At 64.2% G+C, this 16462-nt stretch carries 12 protein-coding genes; 4 read left to right on the top strand and 8 right to left on the bottom strand.

Annotation, left to right across the window (positions count from 1 at the left end):
- Nucleotides 1-4: 4 nt before the first annotated feature.
- The 6 genes from BHS09_RS22595 to BHS09_RS22620 all read right to left on the bottom strand — a co-directional run bounded on the left by BHS09_RS22595 (nucleotide 5) and on the right by BHS09_RS22620 (nucleotide 6427).
- A complete protein-coding gene (locus BHS09_RS22595) occupies nucleotides 5-1093 on the bottom strand; it encodes a phage major capsid protein (RefSeq protein WP_140793762.1) in 1089 nt (362 codons plus the stop codon).
- Nucleotides 1090-1863, bottom strand: a complete 774-nt coding sequence (locus BHS09_RS22600; RefSeq protein ID WP_237077393.1) for an HK97 family phage prohead protease — start codon at nucleotides 1861-1863, stop codon at nucleotides 1090-1092. Before BHS09_RS22600 ends, BHS09_RS22595 begins: the two co-directional genes overlap by 4 nt.
- A gap of 95 nt (nucleotides 1864-1958) precedes the next feature.
- Nucleotides 1959-3287 carry a phage portal protein gene (locus BHS09_RS22605; protein ID WP_140798947.1) on the bottom strand — a complete coding sequence of 443 codons (1329 nt, stop codon included), beginning with the start codon at nucleotides 3285-3287 and terminating at the stop codon, nucleotides 1959-1961.
- Nucleotides 3288-3313: 26 nt separating this feature from the next.
- Nucleotides 3314-4729 carry a terminase large subunit domain-containing protein gene (locus BHS09_RS22610; RefSeq protein ID WP_140798948.1) on the bottom strand — a complete coding sequence of 472 codons (1416 nt, stop codon included), beginning with the start codon at nucleotides 4727-4729 and terminating at the stop codon, nucleotides 3314-3316.
- Nucleotides 4722-5105, bottom strand: a complete 384-nt coding sequence (locus BHS09_RS22615) for a hypothetical protein (RefSeq protein ID WP_237079769.1) — start codon at nucleotides 5103-5105, stop codon at nucleotides 4722-4724. The genes BHS09_RS22610 and BHS09_RS22615 overlap by 8 nt, the downstream gene beginning before the upstream one ends.
- Before the next feature lie 608 nt (nucleotides 5106-5713).
- Entirely contained in the window at nucleotides 5714-6427 is a 714-nt protein-coding gene (locus BHS09_RS22620) for a sigma-70 family RNA polymerase sigma factor (RefSeq protein WP_140798952.1), read from the bottom strand.
- A 551-nt stretch (nucleotides 6428-6978) separates the two neighbouring features.
- Here BHS09_RS22620 and BHS09_RS22625 point away from each other — a divergent pair.
- Both BHS09_RS22625 and BHS09_RS22630 read left to right on the top strand, forming a co-directional pair.
- Nucleotides 6979-9279 carry a virulence-associated E family protein gene (locus BHS09_RS22625; RefSeq protein ID WP_140798954.1) on the top strand — a complete coding sequence of 767 codons (2301 nt, stop codon included), beginning with the start codon at nucleotides 6979-6981 and terminating at the stop codon, nucleotides 9277-9279.
- Between the two features lie 33 nt (nucleotides 9280-9312).
- On the top strand, nucleotides 9313-10626 hold the full coding sequence (locus BHS09_RS22630; protein ID WP_140798955.1) for a PD-(D/E)XK nuclease family protein: 1314 nt from the start codon (nucleotides 9313-9315) through the stop codon (nucleotides 10624-10626).
- 3 nt (nucleotides 10627-10629) lie between these two features.
- Here BHS09_RS22630 and BHS09_RS22635 read toward each other — a convergent pair whose 3' ends face one another.
- Nucleotides 10630-11001, bottom strand: coding sequence for a hypothetical protein (locus tag BHS09_RS22635; protein ID WP_140798956.1), 372 nt, complete (start codon nucleotides 10999-11001; stop codon nucleotides 10630-10632).
- A 284-nt stretch (nucleotides 11002-11285) separates the two neighbouring features.
- Here BHS09_RS22635 and BHS09_RS22640 point away from each other — a divergent pair, with 284 nt between their 5' ends.
- Nucleotides 11286-13121, top strand: coding sequence for a DEAD/DEAH box helicase family protein (locus tag BHS09_RS22640; RefSeq protein ID WP_237079770.1), 1836 nt, complete (start codon nucleotides 11286-11288; stop codon nucleotides 13119-13121).
- 164 nt (nucleotides 13122-13285) lie between these two features.
- Here BHS09_RS22640 and BHS09_RS22645 read toward each other — a convergent pair whose 3' ends face one another.
- Nucleotides 13286-15133, bottom strand: coding sequence for a DEAD/DEAH box helicase (locus tag BHS09_RS22645; protein WP_140798958.1), 1848 nt, complete (start codon nucleotides 15131-15133; stop codon nucleotides 13286-13288).
- A gap of 724 nt (nucleotides 15134-15857) precedes the next feature.
- Between BHS09_RS22645 and BHS09_RS22650 the strand changes: the two genes are divergently transcribed.
- Nucleotides 15858-16388 (top strand): hypothetical protein, encoded by a 531-nt coding sequence (locus tag BHS09_RS22650; RefSeq protein WP_140798959.1) that lies wholly within the window; start codon nucleotides 15858-15860, stop codon nucleotides 16386-16388.
- Nucleotides 16389-16462 lie beyond the last annotated feature (74 nt).

Below are 16462 nucleotides of genomic sequence, written 5' to 3' on the forward strand. Positions count from 1 at the left end.
CCTCTCAGGTGTAGGTGATGGAGCTGAACGCCTTCGGCTGGCGGACCTTGAAGTCGCCCTTCACGATGGCGCGAACCGTCGTCTCGTCGTACTCGGCGCGGACGTCGTGTTCCGACAGGATGAGGTCTTCGTCGATGCCGTAGATGAACTGTCGCCAGTCCGCCGAGAAGGTGATGCGCGACACCGGTACGCGGGTCGTCATCACGAAGGGGAAGCCGCGAATCGTCCCCCGGTCGAGCATCTCCTGGCGGAACACCCAGACGCCGGAATTCTGGAGCTGAAGGAGCGCCGTCGCCCGCGTCGGGTGAAGCACCCACGCCGCGTTGCCCATGCGCACATGCGCCGTCAGCGGCAGTTCGACGGCCTTGTCGATGTCGGCCAAGTAGGCCGCTGCCGTCGTCCCAGTGGAAGCGAAGGTGTGCGCGGCGTCGAGCTGAGCGAAGAGCCCCTTCGGCGCGGCGCCCGTACCGTCCCCGTTGAAGCCCGCGTCGTCCAGGCCATCGGCCACCGTCGCCCGGATGTCCTCGCCGACGCCCGCGTCACCCACGCCCGGCGTGCGCAGCAAGTCGTTGCTGATGTCGGTCAGCACCATGCCCTTGTGCGCCTTGAGGACAATCTTCCCGTACTTCGGCGCGCTCTTCGGCACCGTCTCGCCCTCCCCTACCCACTTGAAGACGGACGTCCCGGTCTGCTTGCCCATGTGCAGCTCGCCCTTGAATGTCTGGGTGCGCACGCCCAGCTTGAGCATCGCCGCGTCGGGACGAAGGAACTCAATCACTTCGCCGCTCTGCTGGATGGGCACCAGCACACCGGCCGAGTCGAACTTGCTGAGCTGAACGGCCTTCTGGACGTCGGCGTTGCCGAAGCGCTTCGCGGCGTCGACCAGTTCGGCAGCTCCGGTGCGGCGGCCCGCCGCGATGACGCTCTTCGCGAAGGCACCGAAGTTCTCCGTGCTCGCGTAGACGCCAGTCCCGCGCGGCGCGTTGCCCGGCTCAGCCCGGCCCGGGGCGCTTCGAGCGGCGGCGTCCATCAGCTCTCGCGCGACCTCGGGGCCGAGCGCCTTCACCATCTGTGCGATTTGCTCGCGAGTCATTCCTTCACTCCTCGGATGTAGCCCTTGAATGCCTCGACGAAGCTCTTCGCGGCGTCGGCGGCGTTGAAACCCTTCGTCTCGTCTTCGTCCTCGTCGGGCTCGCTCTTCTGCTCGTCCTCGACGTCTTCCTCACTCGTCGACTTCGATTCGTCCTCGACGTCTTCGTCGTCGGGCTCGCTCTTCTGCTCGTCCTCGACGTCTTCGTCGGTCGACTTCGCTTCGTCTTCGTCGGTCGACTTCGCTTCGGCCCGTGCGTCGAGCAGCTCGACAACGCGCGTCGCAATGCGTTCAACGAGGTCGTCGGGCGCTTCGTCCAGGGACTTCGAGCGCACGGCCCGCGAGTTTCCCGGAATCGTCACGACGGAGACTTCGAGCAGTTCCTGTGCGTCGCAGTCGTAGCCGCCGCGCTCGTTCTGCCGATACTGGCCAGGGAGCATGAGGTAACGGACGGAAACGGCATTCAGGATGCCCTTTGAAACCTTGCGTTCGACCTTCTTCGCGAACTCGTCTTCGTCGTCGAATTCGATGTCCACCATCAGGGCGTCGCCCTCGACGTAGACGCGCCCCTTCCCAATGGGCAACTGCGGCTCAGCGCCCGTCATCGCGGCGCTCGCCCCGTCGTCGTGGTTGTAGAGGACGACGCCATTCGCGTTGTAGCCGTCCACCCGCCAGCCTTTGACGTTCAGCCGGTCCGAGTAGCGGTCGAAGTCGCCGTCACTCGCTTTGAACTTGAAGACGCGGCGTCCGCCAATGGACTCGACGGCGCTCAACGTCGCCGCGTCCTTTCGAACGGCGCTCAGCCGCAGGGAGCGCGTAATGGGTCCAGTCATGCACCCGGTAAATGCGTGTGACTTCTGCGAATGGCTCAGCCGTCCTTCGTCGCTTCGGCATTGGCCTCCGCCGAGCTGCCTTCGACGGGCGTCGGCGTCTCGCCGGGCTCGTTGGGCTTCTGGCCCGGAAGCAGCTCCGCGAAGCCTTGCCGCTCCGGATGAGGCTTGAAGCCCGCTTCGACTCGCCACTCGTCGAAGGTGAAGGCGCTCGGGAGCGTCCCCATCACCCGCAGCCGGTGCTCACGGTCGGCAGGCACGGGGGAGTCGTAGGAGAGAAGCACGTCGTCTTCGAAGCGGGGTGCCAGGTGCTTTTGCATCGAGGCCAGGAAGACCTCTGCACGCGGCTTCGTCGCCTGTTCGGCAAGGTGCTCCCGCGCCGCGTAGCTGGTCGCCTTGTTGCTGCTCGTCACGTCGCCCACAATCTCCGGCGGCACCCGGTACACCATCCGCACGAAGTCCATGAGGAAGCGGCGCAGGTCGACGAGCTGCATGTCGCGGAACGGCGTGTCGAGCCGAGCAAACGTCGTCCGCCCGCTCGTAATCATCACCCGGCCTGCGTTGGCGGGGCCCCCGTACTCACGCGCGAGCGACTCTTTGAAGGCCCTCGCGGGCCCGGCCTGCGACTCGTTGAAGCCCTCAATCGCGATGACGGCGCCCGGGAGCATGTTGTTGAAGAAGGCGTTCTTTGTGAAGCGCGCGGCATGCTCGTCCGTGTCGACTTCGTCGCCCAGCGAGTAGGCGATGCCGATACCGCGGCCGAGCGGGTCAGCCGGGTTCAGGCGCTTCACGTAGATGACGCTCGCCGCAGGCAGGAGGAACGTCCGTCCGCCAGCGGCCACCGTGTATGTGCGCTCCGACTTCGGCTTGCTCAGGTCCGGCAGTGCGAGGACGCAATCGGGCGGCACCGGCCACAGGCCCACGGGCACGCCCGCCAGCTCTTCGACGACGGCGAAGAACTCGCCCGTCAAGTCATAGTGAAGACAGAAGAGCTTCGCGAAGTCGCGGCCCGTCATGTAGTCGTTCGGGTCCGCCAGCAGCCGCAGCAGCGGATGGTCGGGCAGCTCCACCGCGTCCCCCGTCTCGACGAGCGACTTCAACCGCTCCCGGCGCACGTCGCCACAGGCCCGCCGCAGCGACACGTCGACCAGCGTCTTCCGCGTCGTAGGGTCCTGCCGCGTGAAGGCCCGCCACGTCACGTCCGCGAAGGCATCGCCCACCGTGTCGACGATAGTGCCGAGCCACGGCATCTCGGCGTAGGCCGCGAGCAGCGCGGGCACCTCCCGGCGCGGCGGGGCCGAAGCCCAGCGGCTCAGCTCTAGCCCCGTTCCCTTGCGCTTGCTGCTCCCGCGAAACGCGGCGCGCATCCTGTCCAACATCCCCATGGAGAACCTCACACCGCAAAGAACTGTTCGACGAAGACAAGGTCGTGAACGCCCCAACAGAAGGCGTCGGCCCTGTCGTCGCGACGCCCGTTGATGCCGGTGAACTTGCTGAGCTGCGCTTCGAGCTTCGGGAACGTCCCGACGAACTCGACGCGGCCCGCTTCGGCCAGGGCAGACACCGGCTCGGCGCGCTTGCTCTTCGCGCTCGTCGCCCGCACGGGCTTCACGTTGACGCTGACGCCCATCTCGCCCGCGACGGTGCTGATGAGCGTTTCCACCATCTCCCCGCCCGTGTTCACCTCGACGACGAGCGCGTCGCATCCCCATTCGAGATAGGCCCGAATGGCCGTCGTCGCCCACTCGCGGGGACTGGCCCGGCGCGACAGGTCGGCCAGCACCGAAACGCGCTTGAGCGGCACCCCGTCGGCCCCGAAGAGCACGCTCGACTTGCACCCCTGCACGATGATGCCCGTTTCGTCCGAGCCGGTTTCGCTCGTCGGGCTTGGGTCCACGCTGACGATGCGCCTGTCGAGCTGCTGCGCGTACTCGTGCGGGTCGGCCTCCACACGTCCCCACTTCGCCGAGCCGAAGATGGCCCCGGGCACGTCGAAGAGCAGACGCCCGAGAACCTCTTGCTGTCCCCAGCGGGTGTTCGCCAGCGCCCGCATGTTGGCCACGGCCGACGGCGCCAGGTTCGCGAAGTTACTCAGCGAAGAGCCAGTGCGAAGCACCACGCCCGGCTTGAGCTCCTGCGTCTCCGCGTTCGCGAAAAGCAGCTCCTCAATCTTCTTCAGTGGGCGCGGCGTCCCGGTGAGGAGGAGCTGCGGCGGGTCCTCTCGCGAGCCGATGCGCAGCACTAGCGGCAATTGGTCGACCGCCGCCATGTCGTGTTTCCACGAAGCAGGCTCGTCGCCCCAGCCCCATCCAGCATTCGGCCCGCGCAGCCGGTCGGGCTTATCCGCCGAGTAGCAGATGGCATAGACGCCGTTGGGCCACGTCACCCGGCGCTTGCTGGGCTCGTACTTGGGCGTGAACCAGGGGGGCGACAGGGCGAGGATGCCGGACGCCCCGCGAATCATCGTGTCGCGCACGTCCGCCGCCGTCGGGCCGATGAGGGCCCCGACGCTCTTCGCCTGCCACGCCTTTTTGATGACCCACCGCGCGCCGCACCACGTCTTCCCGAAGCCGCGTCCGGCCATGACGAAGCACGTCGAGAACCTGTCCGGGGGCGACTGCTCGCGCCGCGCCCAGAAGTCGAGGTCGTAGACGAGCAGCTCGACTTCCTTGTCGTCGAGCCCGCCGAAGAGCTTCGCGAGCTGAGCGCGGGAGCCGGCCGTTTGCACCATCCGGGACGCGGGGGACTCGTGCGGCGCGAGTCCCTCGGCGAACTTCCCCCAGGCGCCCTTCGACAGAAGTCTACGCATCGCTCGCCCCCGTGTCTTCGAGCTGCTCGGACGTGGCGGCTTCGGCAGGGGCGGAGGCGGGCAGTTCGTCCGGGAGGAACTTCCCCAGCCGGTCAATCAGCAACTCGCGCAGGGCGGCAGTGTCGGCGGACTGGTCCTCGGGGCTCTTCGCCTCGACGTTGTCGCGGCGGCCGTACAGCTCTGGGAAGCGGCGGCTCAAGAGCCACTGGACGTGCTTGGGGTTCGTCGTCGCGGCGGCCTGGAGCGTCTCCGTAGCGGACTGCATGAACTCCGCTTCGGCCCGGTTCACTGCGACGAAGAACTCGCGGTAGAGCCCTCGCGGTTCGCTCGCGCCACGGTGGAACCAACGGGAGATGGTCTGCTCGTCGACGCCCACGAGGCCAGCCGCAGCACGGCGAAACAGGCCCGACCTCAAGTGGTCGCAGATTAGACTTTGAACCTCGGGGGTCAGTTTGGTCGGTCTAGCCACACACGGTAAATGCGTGCGGTTTCACGGACTTTTTCATGGGGAGCGCCCAACAAAACGCACCGGCCCCGGTTTTTTATCGAAGTTTTTCAAACGTGTGGGACCGCCGAGCAAGCCAGGAATCCGCCGCAGACAGAAAATCCGAGCCGGGGGGCCCCTCCCAGGCCATTTCACTCCGGCTGCAATCCCATTCCACATGCAGTGACTGTCATTGCATGGCACGAATTCGCGCGTCACACGCAGGCACAACGATACACCGCGCATTCCAGCTACGGCGCCACCCGCCATCGGGTGCCTGTCGCTCGACAACGGCTAGCCTTCCTTCACCCCGCCGGAGCTGCACGCCGCACAGGTCGCAACGAGCGCCGTAGAAGTTTCGCCGACGCGTGGCTTCCACGTCCGCACATGCCGCGTGTCGAGCGCCGACGGTGCGCTCGTAGGTGATGACCTCGCCCCGTTCGATGGGCAGAGAGCACGCGGCACAGAGCCCCCTTCGGTTCGCGACGACGACGGGCACGCTACATCCCCAGGGTGGCCATCCGCTCGCGCAGTTCGGCCAGCGCACGCGCGAGCATCCGGTCGACTCGGCTCTTCGGCGCGCCCCATGCTTCCGCCACGGAGCGCACCGACTGCGCCGGGCGGTTGAGGCCGAAGACGCGGGACACCAGCTCTCGTCGCTCGGGAGACAACTGCCTCACGGCCTCGAACACGAGGGCTCGACGTTCCGACGACAGCAACTCCGCCTCGGGCGTGTCCCCGTCGGGCTCCAGGCACGACATCTCGCGGAGTGCGGACTCCAACTCGTCGACCCACGAGTCATCGGCCGAAGCACCGTCCGAGAAATGAGACGGTATGTCCATGCGGTGGACGCGGACGACGTTGCCTTCGTTGCTGTGGATTGAACGCACGGTGCGACGCTTGTGCGCGCCGTCACTCAGGTGGACGTCGGTGCCGTGCATGCGCGCGTACTGTTCGCAAGCAGCCCGAGCCCGGAAGTAGGCAACCTGGCCGAACGACTGACGCCCCCTCGTGGCGTCGTACTTGGACACTGCGCGAAGCACCGCCATTGCGGCAACTTGCGAGAGGTCATCAGGCGACAGCGAGCCCGCGATGGGCAAGAGGGCCCCGACGATGCGGCGGATGATTGGCCTCATGGAATCGAGCAACTCAGCGGACAGTCGTCGCTCCAGCGCGGCGTTGCCGCTCTCGCGGGCCGACAGGATGCGGGACACGAGTTCGGATTGCCGGGCCGCCCGGAGGCCATACTCACTGTGTGAAACATGATTTTTCGTGCTTCCCTTGCGACACATTGCTGCGTGAGACATCGCCCCAACAGAAGCATGCCGCATGCCGACTACGCTCGATTCACAGACAGTCTCAGCCACGGCGCCTCTACGCTCTCGCGGTTGGGCTGCGCGTCGACGCCCCATCGGCACGCAGTCGTTCTCCGCGTAAATGCGTGTGGCTTCCGCGAATGGCTCGGCGCGAGCGCCCCGACAGTGCGTCAGCGGGAACAAGGCCGAAAAGGTCTCGCGTATATATCCCTAGGACATGCTCATCTCATATGCGTACACATCCCCCTTATTCTTACTCCTACATCTTCTTTGGCTTAGGGAGTTATACAGAGGGGGTCTGCCGACTTGATGCTTGCCAGCGCGAACAAAAATCCGCCGCGTGAGCCACCGCCAGAATCCGCACGCATTTACCGGGGGTGACTACAACACACCAACTTTCCACGCCGCGCCCCCCCGATGCCGCCCCCCTCGCCCGCCACGGCGCCCCCGTGCGCGTCGCGCTCTATGAGAACGCCCAGGACATCGCCCCCAAGGGCGTCGACCTGTCCTGGCCCGAGCTGTCAGCAAAGCTCACTGCCCACCGTCGCAGCCAGTGCCCCACGTCCCCGTGCGTCCGGGGCTGCCCCGCGAAAAATGGCCCCGCCTGGAGCCCTGTCGACATCGTCGAGCGACGCCGCTCGGAGAACGTGCGCGCCGTCACCGTGGCCGTCTTCGACCTGGACCACCTGACAGCGGCGCAGCTCGCGTGCCTCGACGCCGTCGAGCGCCACGGGCTCGCCTTCGCCGTCCACTCGACGCACAGCAACCGCCCACCCGACGACTACTGCCTGCGGCTGGTGATGCCGTTGTCCCGCCCCGTGCTGCCGCGCGAGTGGCCGTCCGTGCGCGAGGCCGCAATCCGCGTGCTCGGACTCCCCGCCGACCCCGCCACGAAGGACCTGGCGCGCATCTACTACCTGCCGGATTCGCCCGTGGGAGTCGAGCCGTTCGCCCTCAGTGGCGAGGGAGCGCCCTTGGACGTCGACGCGCTGCTCGACGTGGCCCGTTCGGGGCTGCCCGCCCATGCCCAGCCATCCGCGCCCGTTGGGGCGCCTGCCGACCTCTACGAGCTGCGGGCCCTCCTGCGGCGCATCCGGAAGCCCGAGCACGTCGCCATCATCCGCCGAGCCCTTGCCGGTGAGCCCCTGGCCCCCGTTGGCGGGCAAGACAACGCCCTGAACGCCCTCATGTCGTGCGCCGCCTTCGTCCTGCCGCTCAGCACGCCCGAGTCGGCCGTCGTCGAGCTGTTCCGCGCGTCCTTCGGCGCCACGGACTGGCGGGAAGGGACGGAGCACCTGTGCGAGCAAGCCCTCTTGAAGCTGCGTCGTCACCGCGAGCGACGGAAGGCCCGTGACGAGGGACGGCTCGCGGAGAACGAAGCCATCTGGAATTCGCTCGGCGGCAAGGCCCCGGAGGCTCCCTCACCGGACGAACCCGGCAGGGAGGAAGACGCCCCCAACCCCGACGACTGGATGAGCAAGCTCGCGCTCGACCCGGGCAAGGACGGCACGAACAAGATTCGCAACAGCGAGGCGAACGTATTCGCCGTGCTGCTCAACTCCCCCGAGTGGCGCGGCGTGCTCCGCTTCAACGAGAGTACCAAGCAGCTTGAGATTGAGGGCGGGCCGCTCGGAATCAATCCAGACCTGGAGACGCTCGACGTGCTCGTCGCCAACTGGATTCAGCAGAGCAGCTACGGCCACCTCGGCTTGCGTCCCAAGGCGCTGACTGTCTCGCAGCAGATTCTCGCCGTGGCGAGGCGCAACAGCTATGACCCCGTCGCCGAGTACCTGGGGGGACTCGTCTGGGACGGCACGCCGCGACTCGACGGCATGCTTGCCACGTACTTCGGCGCGAGGGGTGAGCCTGGATACCTGCGGGCCGTCGGCGCGAAGTTCGCCATCTCCGCTGTCGCGCGTGCCCTGCGCCCCGGGAGCAAGGTCGACACCGTCATGATTCTTGAAGGCCCCCAGGGGCTTCGGAAGTCGACCGCGTTCCGCATCCTCGGAGGTCGCTACTTCACCGACGCGTACATCGACGTGACGAACAAGGACAGCGCGATGCTGGCCTCTCAGTATTGGCTCATCGAACTGGCCGAGCTGACCACCTTCCGGAAGTCCGAAGACCAAGCCCTCAAGGCATTCATCACCAGGACGGAAGACACCTACCGGCCGCCCTACGGACGCACCAACGTGAAGTCCCCGCGCCGCTGCGTGTTCGTCGGAACCACGAACGAGGATGACTACCTGAGAGACCCCACCGGGCATCGGCGTTTTTGGCCGGTGAAGTGCAGCCACATCGACACGGATGCCCTCGCAAGGGACAGGGACCAAATCTGGGCGGAAGCAGTCGTGCGCTTCCAACAAGGCGAGTCGTGGTGGCTCACGTCTGAAGAAGCGGCGGGAGCCGAGCAGCAAGCCGCCCTCCGCGCAGAGAACTACGGGGACAGCCGGAAGGAAGTCATCTTGCGCTGGCTTCTGGAGATGCCCGCCGACAAGCGCCCCAACGACGTGACGATTCTCCATGTCGGCGTCGAAGCATTCGCCCTTCACCCCGCCCAGGTCGACCCGCGCATCTCCCGAGAGATTGGGGCGGCCCTGAAGGCGCTGCACTTCACCCGTGGCCAGCGTCGGATGGGGGACGGGACTCGGCCGCTCGTCTACTACGTCCCGGATGAGCTGAAGAACGCGCCCATGGAGAAGCGCGGCGAGCGGCATGCTGGGTTTGGCCCCCCTGCCGGTTACGGGTGAGCCACTCGCGGGAACCGCACGCATTTAGAGAGGGTGACGCCTCCCGTCGACCTCTCCAAGCACGGCCCTTCGGTGATTGCCGGGGTCATCCAGCGCCTGAGCGTCTCGCAGCTCAAGCGCCACAAGCTGTGCCCACGCGCATGGTTCTTTCAGAAGGTCATGCGCGTCCCCGAGCCCAGCACGGGAGCGCAGCAGGTCGGCACCGAAGGGCACGCCCAGCTTGAGCATTTCCTTGCGACGGGTGAAGACGTCCTGGGCACGTTCGCGAGGTCAGGCGCCCATCTATTGCCCACGCCCGGCGCTGACTTGCTCGTCGAGCAGCCCCTGAACGGTGAACCGCCGCTGACGGCAGGCGGTATCCCTTTCACCGGATTCATCGACCTCGTAGACGCTCGACGGCTCGCCTCTGACGGCGTCCTTCGCATCACCGACCACAAGTTCACCAGCAACGTCGCGACGAATGCCGCGAGCGCTGAGCAGCTCGCCGACGCCGACACCGAACCCGGCTTGCAGATGGTCGGCTATGGCGCGTGGGCGCTCAGCCAGGTTGAGCGCTTCCCGGGGCTGCGCACGCTGGAGCTTGAACACCTCTACTACCAGACCCGGGGACAGCGCCTTGCCGCGTCCGTCGTCGCAACGGTGCCCGCCGAGCACGTCGAGCGCGAGTGGCAGACAAAGGTCGAGCCCCAGGTCGAAGCGATGAAAGAGCACGCGCAAGCCGCCCGCGCTTCCGACGTGCCCGCGAACTACGGCCCCGCCTGCGCCAAGTACGGCGGGTGTCCATTCATGGCGAAGTGCCTCACAGGAGAGAACAAGACGATGTCCCTGCGTGACAAGCTGCTCAACAAGGTCCCCACCATCGACGCCGCGGTCGAGCGCGACGCCCCGGAACTGCCCGCCGTTCTTCCCCCGGACGCGCCCACACCTACGCCAGTGCAGACGGCCCCAGAGGTCGCCCAGGCCACTGAGCAGCCCGCGCCGAAGCGTCGCGGTCGCCCTCGCAAGGCGGCCGAGCCCGAGCAGCCCAAGGGCGAAATGCGCGTGCTCTTCGTCGACTGCATCCCGACGACCTTCGACGGACCGAAGCCCGAGTCGCTTACGAGCTACGTCGACACCATGCATCGCAAGGTGGCCGAAGCAGGCGGGGTCGACGACGTGCGCTTCGCGGGCTCCGACTCGGCGCTCGGATTCGGCAAGTGGCGCGGGGCGCTGGCAATGGCGGCGCGCGCCGAGCTGCCCCCGCCCGGCGCCTACTTCGCGCTCGGGGTCGCCCAGTCGGAGCTGATGCAGGTGATTGTCGAAGCTCTCGAAGCCAACTTCGACATGGTCGTTCGAAGTTTTCGCTAGCGCCTATGACGGAACGCCCGCCTTAAGCGTCCACCACACCAATTCGAGTGAACGGCCGGACTCCCCCAGAAGGTCTTGGAAGGTGATCACGTCGCTTCGTTCCACGACGACTCCGTACTCCCCTTCATTTCGCGAGGTGAAGCACTCAAAGCGAAAGAGGTCTTCTGACGGGGCGTCCAGTCCTGGGAGAACCATCCAAATCTCCCACTGTGACGTTTCAGCAATCTCGATCATGGGGGCGTACTTGGCCCGGCTCAGCAGCCGGTAATAGCACTCCATGAACGAGTCAGCCGAGCGAAGCGCTTCACCCTTTCGGCATTTGGTCTTCAGCCAATGAGGCAGTGCGCTGTACGCGCGGCGCAGCTTGTCATGCACGTCCGTACTCTGGGGCCCTTCGGGAAGTGAGTCTTTCGTCATCCTTCGCGCTCTAGCGAACTGGCAGCCCAAGTCAATGGGCAACCAAGAACACACATGACCTGGAAGGTCACTCCTCAACCCAATAGGTCAGTCGCACCAAACCACGCACCTCTCCCTTCATGAGACTTCTTCATCGACTCCACCCGGGCGCGGCGACTTTCGCCGAGCGCCCAGCCACCGCTGCGCCCACAGCTTTCGCAAAGCTCGCTGGCGACCGTTCGACTATCGCGAAGGGGCAGCCCGTGGGCTGGTCGCCAGACCTTGCACGGGTGCTCAGCCTTCCGCGCCGCGACCTCGCGAGCACCTACACCGATGCAGACTTCGCCGCGTTGGAAGCCGCGCTGCGCGCCCCTGCCGACACGCGTTGCACTTGCGAGACGCTCGGGAAGCGGTGCCCGTCCGCGTTGCTCCCCATCCAGCGCCTCGCCCTCTTGGAAGCCGCGCGCACGGGTGGTTTGCTTGCTCCCATCGGCACCGGCCATGGAAAGGAGTTGACCTCCTTCCTCACCCCCATGGCGATGCCCGGCTGTCGCGTGGCAGTCCTCTTCATCCCCGCTAACCTGCTGCCGCAATTCGAGACTGAATGGGCTTACTACGGCGCGCACTGGCGCCTGCCCAACCTCGCAGGGGGCCGCTGGTTTCGGGCGGGCCTGCCGGTGCTCCACGTCGTTACCTACAACAAGCTCTCAAGCCAAGAAGCCACGGACCTCCTGGAGCGCATCCGCCCGGACTTGGTCATCCTCAACGAAGCCCACAACCTCAAGGACCCGAGGTCCGCGCGCACTGGGCGATTCCTACGTTACTTCGAAAAGCACCCACGGACGCGCCTCGTAGCACTCTCCGGAACCTTCGCCTCGAAGAGTATAAAGGACTACGCGCACCTTTCGCGGCTGGCGCTCGGTGAGGGTTCGCCCCTGCCGCTGGCCCACCACGTCGTGGAGGAATGGGGGACAGCCCTAGACCCGGGCAAGGTAGTGGCCCCTCCTGGCGCGCTGGAACGGCTGTGCGAGCCAGGGGAGCACGTCCGCGAGGGCTTTCAGCGCCGCCGCAACGCGACGCGGGGCGTGGTGGCAACAGAAGAGAGCGCCCTGAACAAGCCGCTCATAATCCGTCCGCGCTACCCGGGCCCCGTTCCCGCGCAGTTGCTCACCCTAATCGACCTGGCGCACGCGGGCGAGCGTCCGGATGGGGAGCAGTTTCAAGAGCAGCTCCAGTCCGTGGCCTGCGCCCGACAGTTGTCCTCCGGCTTTTACCATCGCTGGCGCTACCCGAGAGGCGAGCCTCCGGAGTTGATCGAGAAGTGGTTCGCGCAGCGAAAGGCATGGAACAAGGAAGTCTGGGAGGAACTGAAGGGCAAGCGTCGTGAGCACCTGGACTCGCCAGGGCTGCTCACCAAGGCGGCCATCCGCGCGCATTTGTCACCACCCTACGAGGGCGATAAGCCCGTCTGGCACGCGGCGACGTGGCAGGAGTGGGCGGAAATTCATGCCGCCGTGCAGCCCGAACCCCAGGCCGTTTGGGTGTCGGACTTTCTCGTGAAGGACGCGGCGGAATGGGCTCGCTCGCGGGTGGGCATCGTCTGGGTTGAATATCCGGAGCTAGGTGAACGCATCGCGAAGGCGGCGGGTGTGCCGTTCTACGGAGGAGGAAAGGCGGCGTCCGAGGCCATCCTCAGAGAGACAGGAACGCGCTCCGTGGTGGCAAGTATCAAGGCACACGCCACAGGGAAGAACCTCCAGCAGTTCTCACGCAACCTTGTGGTGACGCCGCCTTCAGACGGCGCCACCTGGGAGCAACTCCTCGCGCGCACGCATCGCCCCGGCCAACAAGCCCCATGCGTCGAGGTGGACGTGTGCTTACACACACAGGACTACGTCGAGGCCTTCGCGGCCGCACAGGAACGAGCGCGATTCATTCAACAGACAGACGGACAGCGCCAGAAACTACTGTCCGCCAAACTCGATAGCGAAATCAGGCTTCAGTCCCGCTCCGAACGATATCTCTCGGCAAGGCCTTCTCAGAAGACGCCTCACCAGAGTCAGGCTCCATTCTTCGAATCTCAACGAGCTTCTCGATAGACTTTCCAATCATCAAATCCGCACAGGCTCGACAATAATGCATCCAACTCCGCCCGTTGCGAACTTTCAGTCGCACATCCCCCTTCTTAATCTTGTGCTTTGAACTAGAGCGGCACTCATGAGCCCTTACGGCCGCATCAACCTCCATCCGAACAACCAACAGCTTAACGCGACCCATCAAAGACCTCACTAACAGCGGCCGCAACAAGTCCATCAAACTCCTTCTCAATTTTGTCCAACTCCGCTCGCGACAACTCATTCCGCTGATTTGGACCCCTACCCACAGCCGCATTGATGGCACTATCTATGGCAGCCTTCACCACAACGAGATTGCTTCTCCCAATCCTCCTTGTATCCAGCTCACGGCCTTCTGGGTTTAATCCTCGCTCACCCAAGACCCTAGCCGCCGCACTCTTCGCACGCATATCAAGGCCACTGCGCTTAGCCTGCCTCTCGCGAACCCTTGTCGTCGAAACTGGCTTCAAATCGCGCAAAGGCTCGTCTGCAGTGGGGTTCAACTGATGAAACGCGGCGGCAATATCCTGGGACGTATACCCCCGCTGCCGCAAGGTTCGCAGGGCCTCAAGCGCAACATCATCTCGCAGCAACGGAATCTCTTCCAAATGCACATCGGTCTGCGCCCGAATTTCAATCTCAGAACCGTCATCGCCGAGCACCGGGACGATCTCCCTCTCGGGGCGCGGGTCACCAGGATCGAGTCCCTCAAGCGGCAACAACTGATCAAAATAACTCTGATCGGCCCCAGTAAACGCCTGAAAATCAGACCACCTATTGGCAATATTTGCGCCCGCATGAAAAACAACAACCCCCTGATTCACAGCATCAAGCGGTGCATTCTGCTTCACAACTCGCATGATGCGTCCAACAAACTGAACAAAGGGAGATAGATTACTAAACACACTAAAGACTGCAGCTACCGCCAAGAAGGTATGATCGAAACCCTCTCCCAACTTGCGCACCTGGACAATCACTTCAATCTGATGCCGTTCAAGCTTGTTCATGACGCGTTCATTGGCTGCGCCACCCTCAAGCGAATGCACGTAATCAGCATTTCGACCACGAGCTCTATATGCCTCGACAATCTGACGGCAGTGCTCAAAATTCAGCGCAGATGCAATTATCTTCAGTCTCGACTCGCCGCTCTCTTCCTTCAGCCGATCAAGCTCCCGAATAGAAGCATCCACTATCGTATTTAGAGTCTCACTGGAGGTGACAATGCTTCGCCTAAAGTCCGCATCTTGTTCACCAAGACGCCTGACATCGTCCAGACTCACCTCAATCTCTCGTCCATCTTCGCGGCGCACATACTTCAATGTTCGCGGATTGAGTTGCAGCGCCCTTAGCCGCTTTACATAGCCATCCTGAATGGCGCGAAATATCGAGTACGAATAAAGAACCTTTCCAGCCATCACTTGGCCGTCAGCACGAAGAGGAGTCGCGCTGAAATTCACAATGCTCGCGCCAGAAAATTTCTGCTTCAACATCGTCCAGCTATCGGCAACGCTATGATGCCCCTCATCAAACAAAATAAGATCAAAGAAATCATTCGACAGCCCTCTTAGCCACCGATTATTCTCTCCGCCCTGTAGTTGCTGGATATTAGTTACGACGACGTGCGCCTCCTCCAGATCTGACCTATTTACGGTATCCCCCTGGATATAGACGGGCTCTGGATATGGCCCCTGCGGGAGAACTTGACACTTTTTATAGAACATCTCATCGCGGCTTGAGTCAAAGTCCCTCGCCAATTGTTTCGCTATCGCCAATCCAGGAGCAACAACAAGAACTCGTCGAGCGCCAAATGCGAAAGGCGCCAGGGCAATACACCCTGACTTTCCGCACCCCACTGGCAAAACTATCCCTACCTCTCGATCCTCCCCCATGAGACCGGACGCATATTCAACAAGCTTTTGGTACGCCTCTTTCTGAGGAGTCCTGACATAGACATTGCCGTCAAGCTGAAGTTCGAATTCCTGAAATGGATTACTCATGATATCGCCAAGCCCCCAGCAATCGCTCGCACATCACCCATGCCTCGCGCAAAGCAAGCACAAGTATTCGCGACTCGTCAACTGGCGCCCGTAGCGGGCCTCTGAAGCCCCGGAATAACTTCGCATCGCCAAGGTCTCTACGCTTGGCGGTATCAATCACCCCAACGGGTCGCCATGGACCCGGGCATGACACTTTCCCGGGCACAGCAGATTGGGCCATTTCCGGAAAGTGTCCCCACAAAAGAAGGAGAGTACGTCCCTTCGACGTCCCGCCACTCAAATGGGAACACGGGACATGAGGAACGCAGCACTCGCACGAATCGCCCCCGCCCAGGCCGCCCTCGGCGCGGAGGACCTCAAGGCTGGCCGCTATCGCCTAGCGCCTAGCGGTGCAGTCCATCCGCACCAAGGACGGCATCAAGGACCTACCTGCCATCGCTGAATTACTGGTGGTGACGTCGGAACGGACCTTGCTACCACAGGAACAACCCGGACCAGCTTCGTCGCCCCCACGCATGCTCTCTCAATTTTGAGCCGGCTCTCAGGGAGCCTGATTTGAAGGGCCTCTTCCCGAGAGAAGGCGCCAAAGGCGGCGTGCGACTGTGCTTCGCCTCCTGCGACTGGCCTGTGCTCCTGCTATCGAGCCACTCCCAGAATCCGCACGCATTTACGTGGGGTCAGCGCACTCCCTCGCTGACGCAACCCGTCGAAGGACCCACGTAACATGAACAACGCACTGACGAAGATTGCCACCGCTCAGGCCGCAACTGGAGGGCGCTATCCGCGCTTCGGTCGCTACCTTCTTGAAGTCGAGGTCATCCGCACGAAGGAGGGCTTCAAGGGCGACTCGGCCATCGCCGAGCTGAAGGTTCGCGAGTCCGAACCCCTCGCGGGTGGCGAGTCTCCGAGCCGACCGGGCGAGACGGTCGACTACGTCGAGAACCTCAGTGACCAGAAGAAGGGCGGCGGCGGGCGCTTCAAGTCCTTCCTGATGACGCTGGTAGGAGCCGACGAGCACGAGTTCGCCAATCCGGCCGCCCTGAAGAAGTTCTTCGACGAGAGGCAGGCGGGCACGCACCTCCTGATTCGCTGCGAGGTCTTCCCGAAGCAGCTCCCCGCGAAGGAAGGCCACGCCGGGAAGGTCATCAGCGGCTATCGCTGGTCGCACGTCGAGCTGAACGACGAGCAGCTCGCCCAGGTCGAGCACGCGCGCAAGGCGAGCAAGCTCCCCGTGCTCACCGACGCCCTCGCCTGACACCGGGCGGCGACTGACGGCGCTCTTCCGTCGGCGGATGGCCCACGACACGGGCCGCTTCCCCATTGCCAAAG

It is taken from the genome of Myxococcus xanthus, assembly GCF_006402735.1.
Taxonomy (GTDB): Bacteria; Myxococcota; Myxococcia; order Myxococcales; family Myxococcaceae; genus Myxococcus; species Myxococcus xanthus_A.

Bases quoted from the DNA above. Each gene is read 5' to 3' on its own strand.
- BHS09_RS22595 (WP_140793762.1), bottom strand. From the start codon at position 1,093: ATGACTCGCGAGCAAATCGCACAGATGGTGAAGGCGCTCGGCCCCGAG.
- BHS09_RS22605 (WP_140798947.1), bottom strand. From the start codon at position 3,287: ATGCGCGCCGCGTTTCGCGGGAGCAGCAAGCGCAAGGGAACGGGGCTA.
- BHS09_RS22610 (WP_140798948.1), bottom strand. From the start codon at position 4,729: ATGCGTAGACTTCTGTCGAAGGGCGCCTGGGGGAAGTTCGCCGAGGGA.
- BHS09_RS22645 (WP_140798958.1), bottom strand. From the start codon at position 15,133: ATGAGTAATCCATTTCAGGAATTCGAACTTCAGCTTGACGGCAATGTC.
- BHS09_RS22650 (WP_140798959.1), top strand. From the start codon at position 15,858: ATGAACAACGCACTGACGAAGATTGCCACCGCTCAGGCCGCAACTGGA.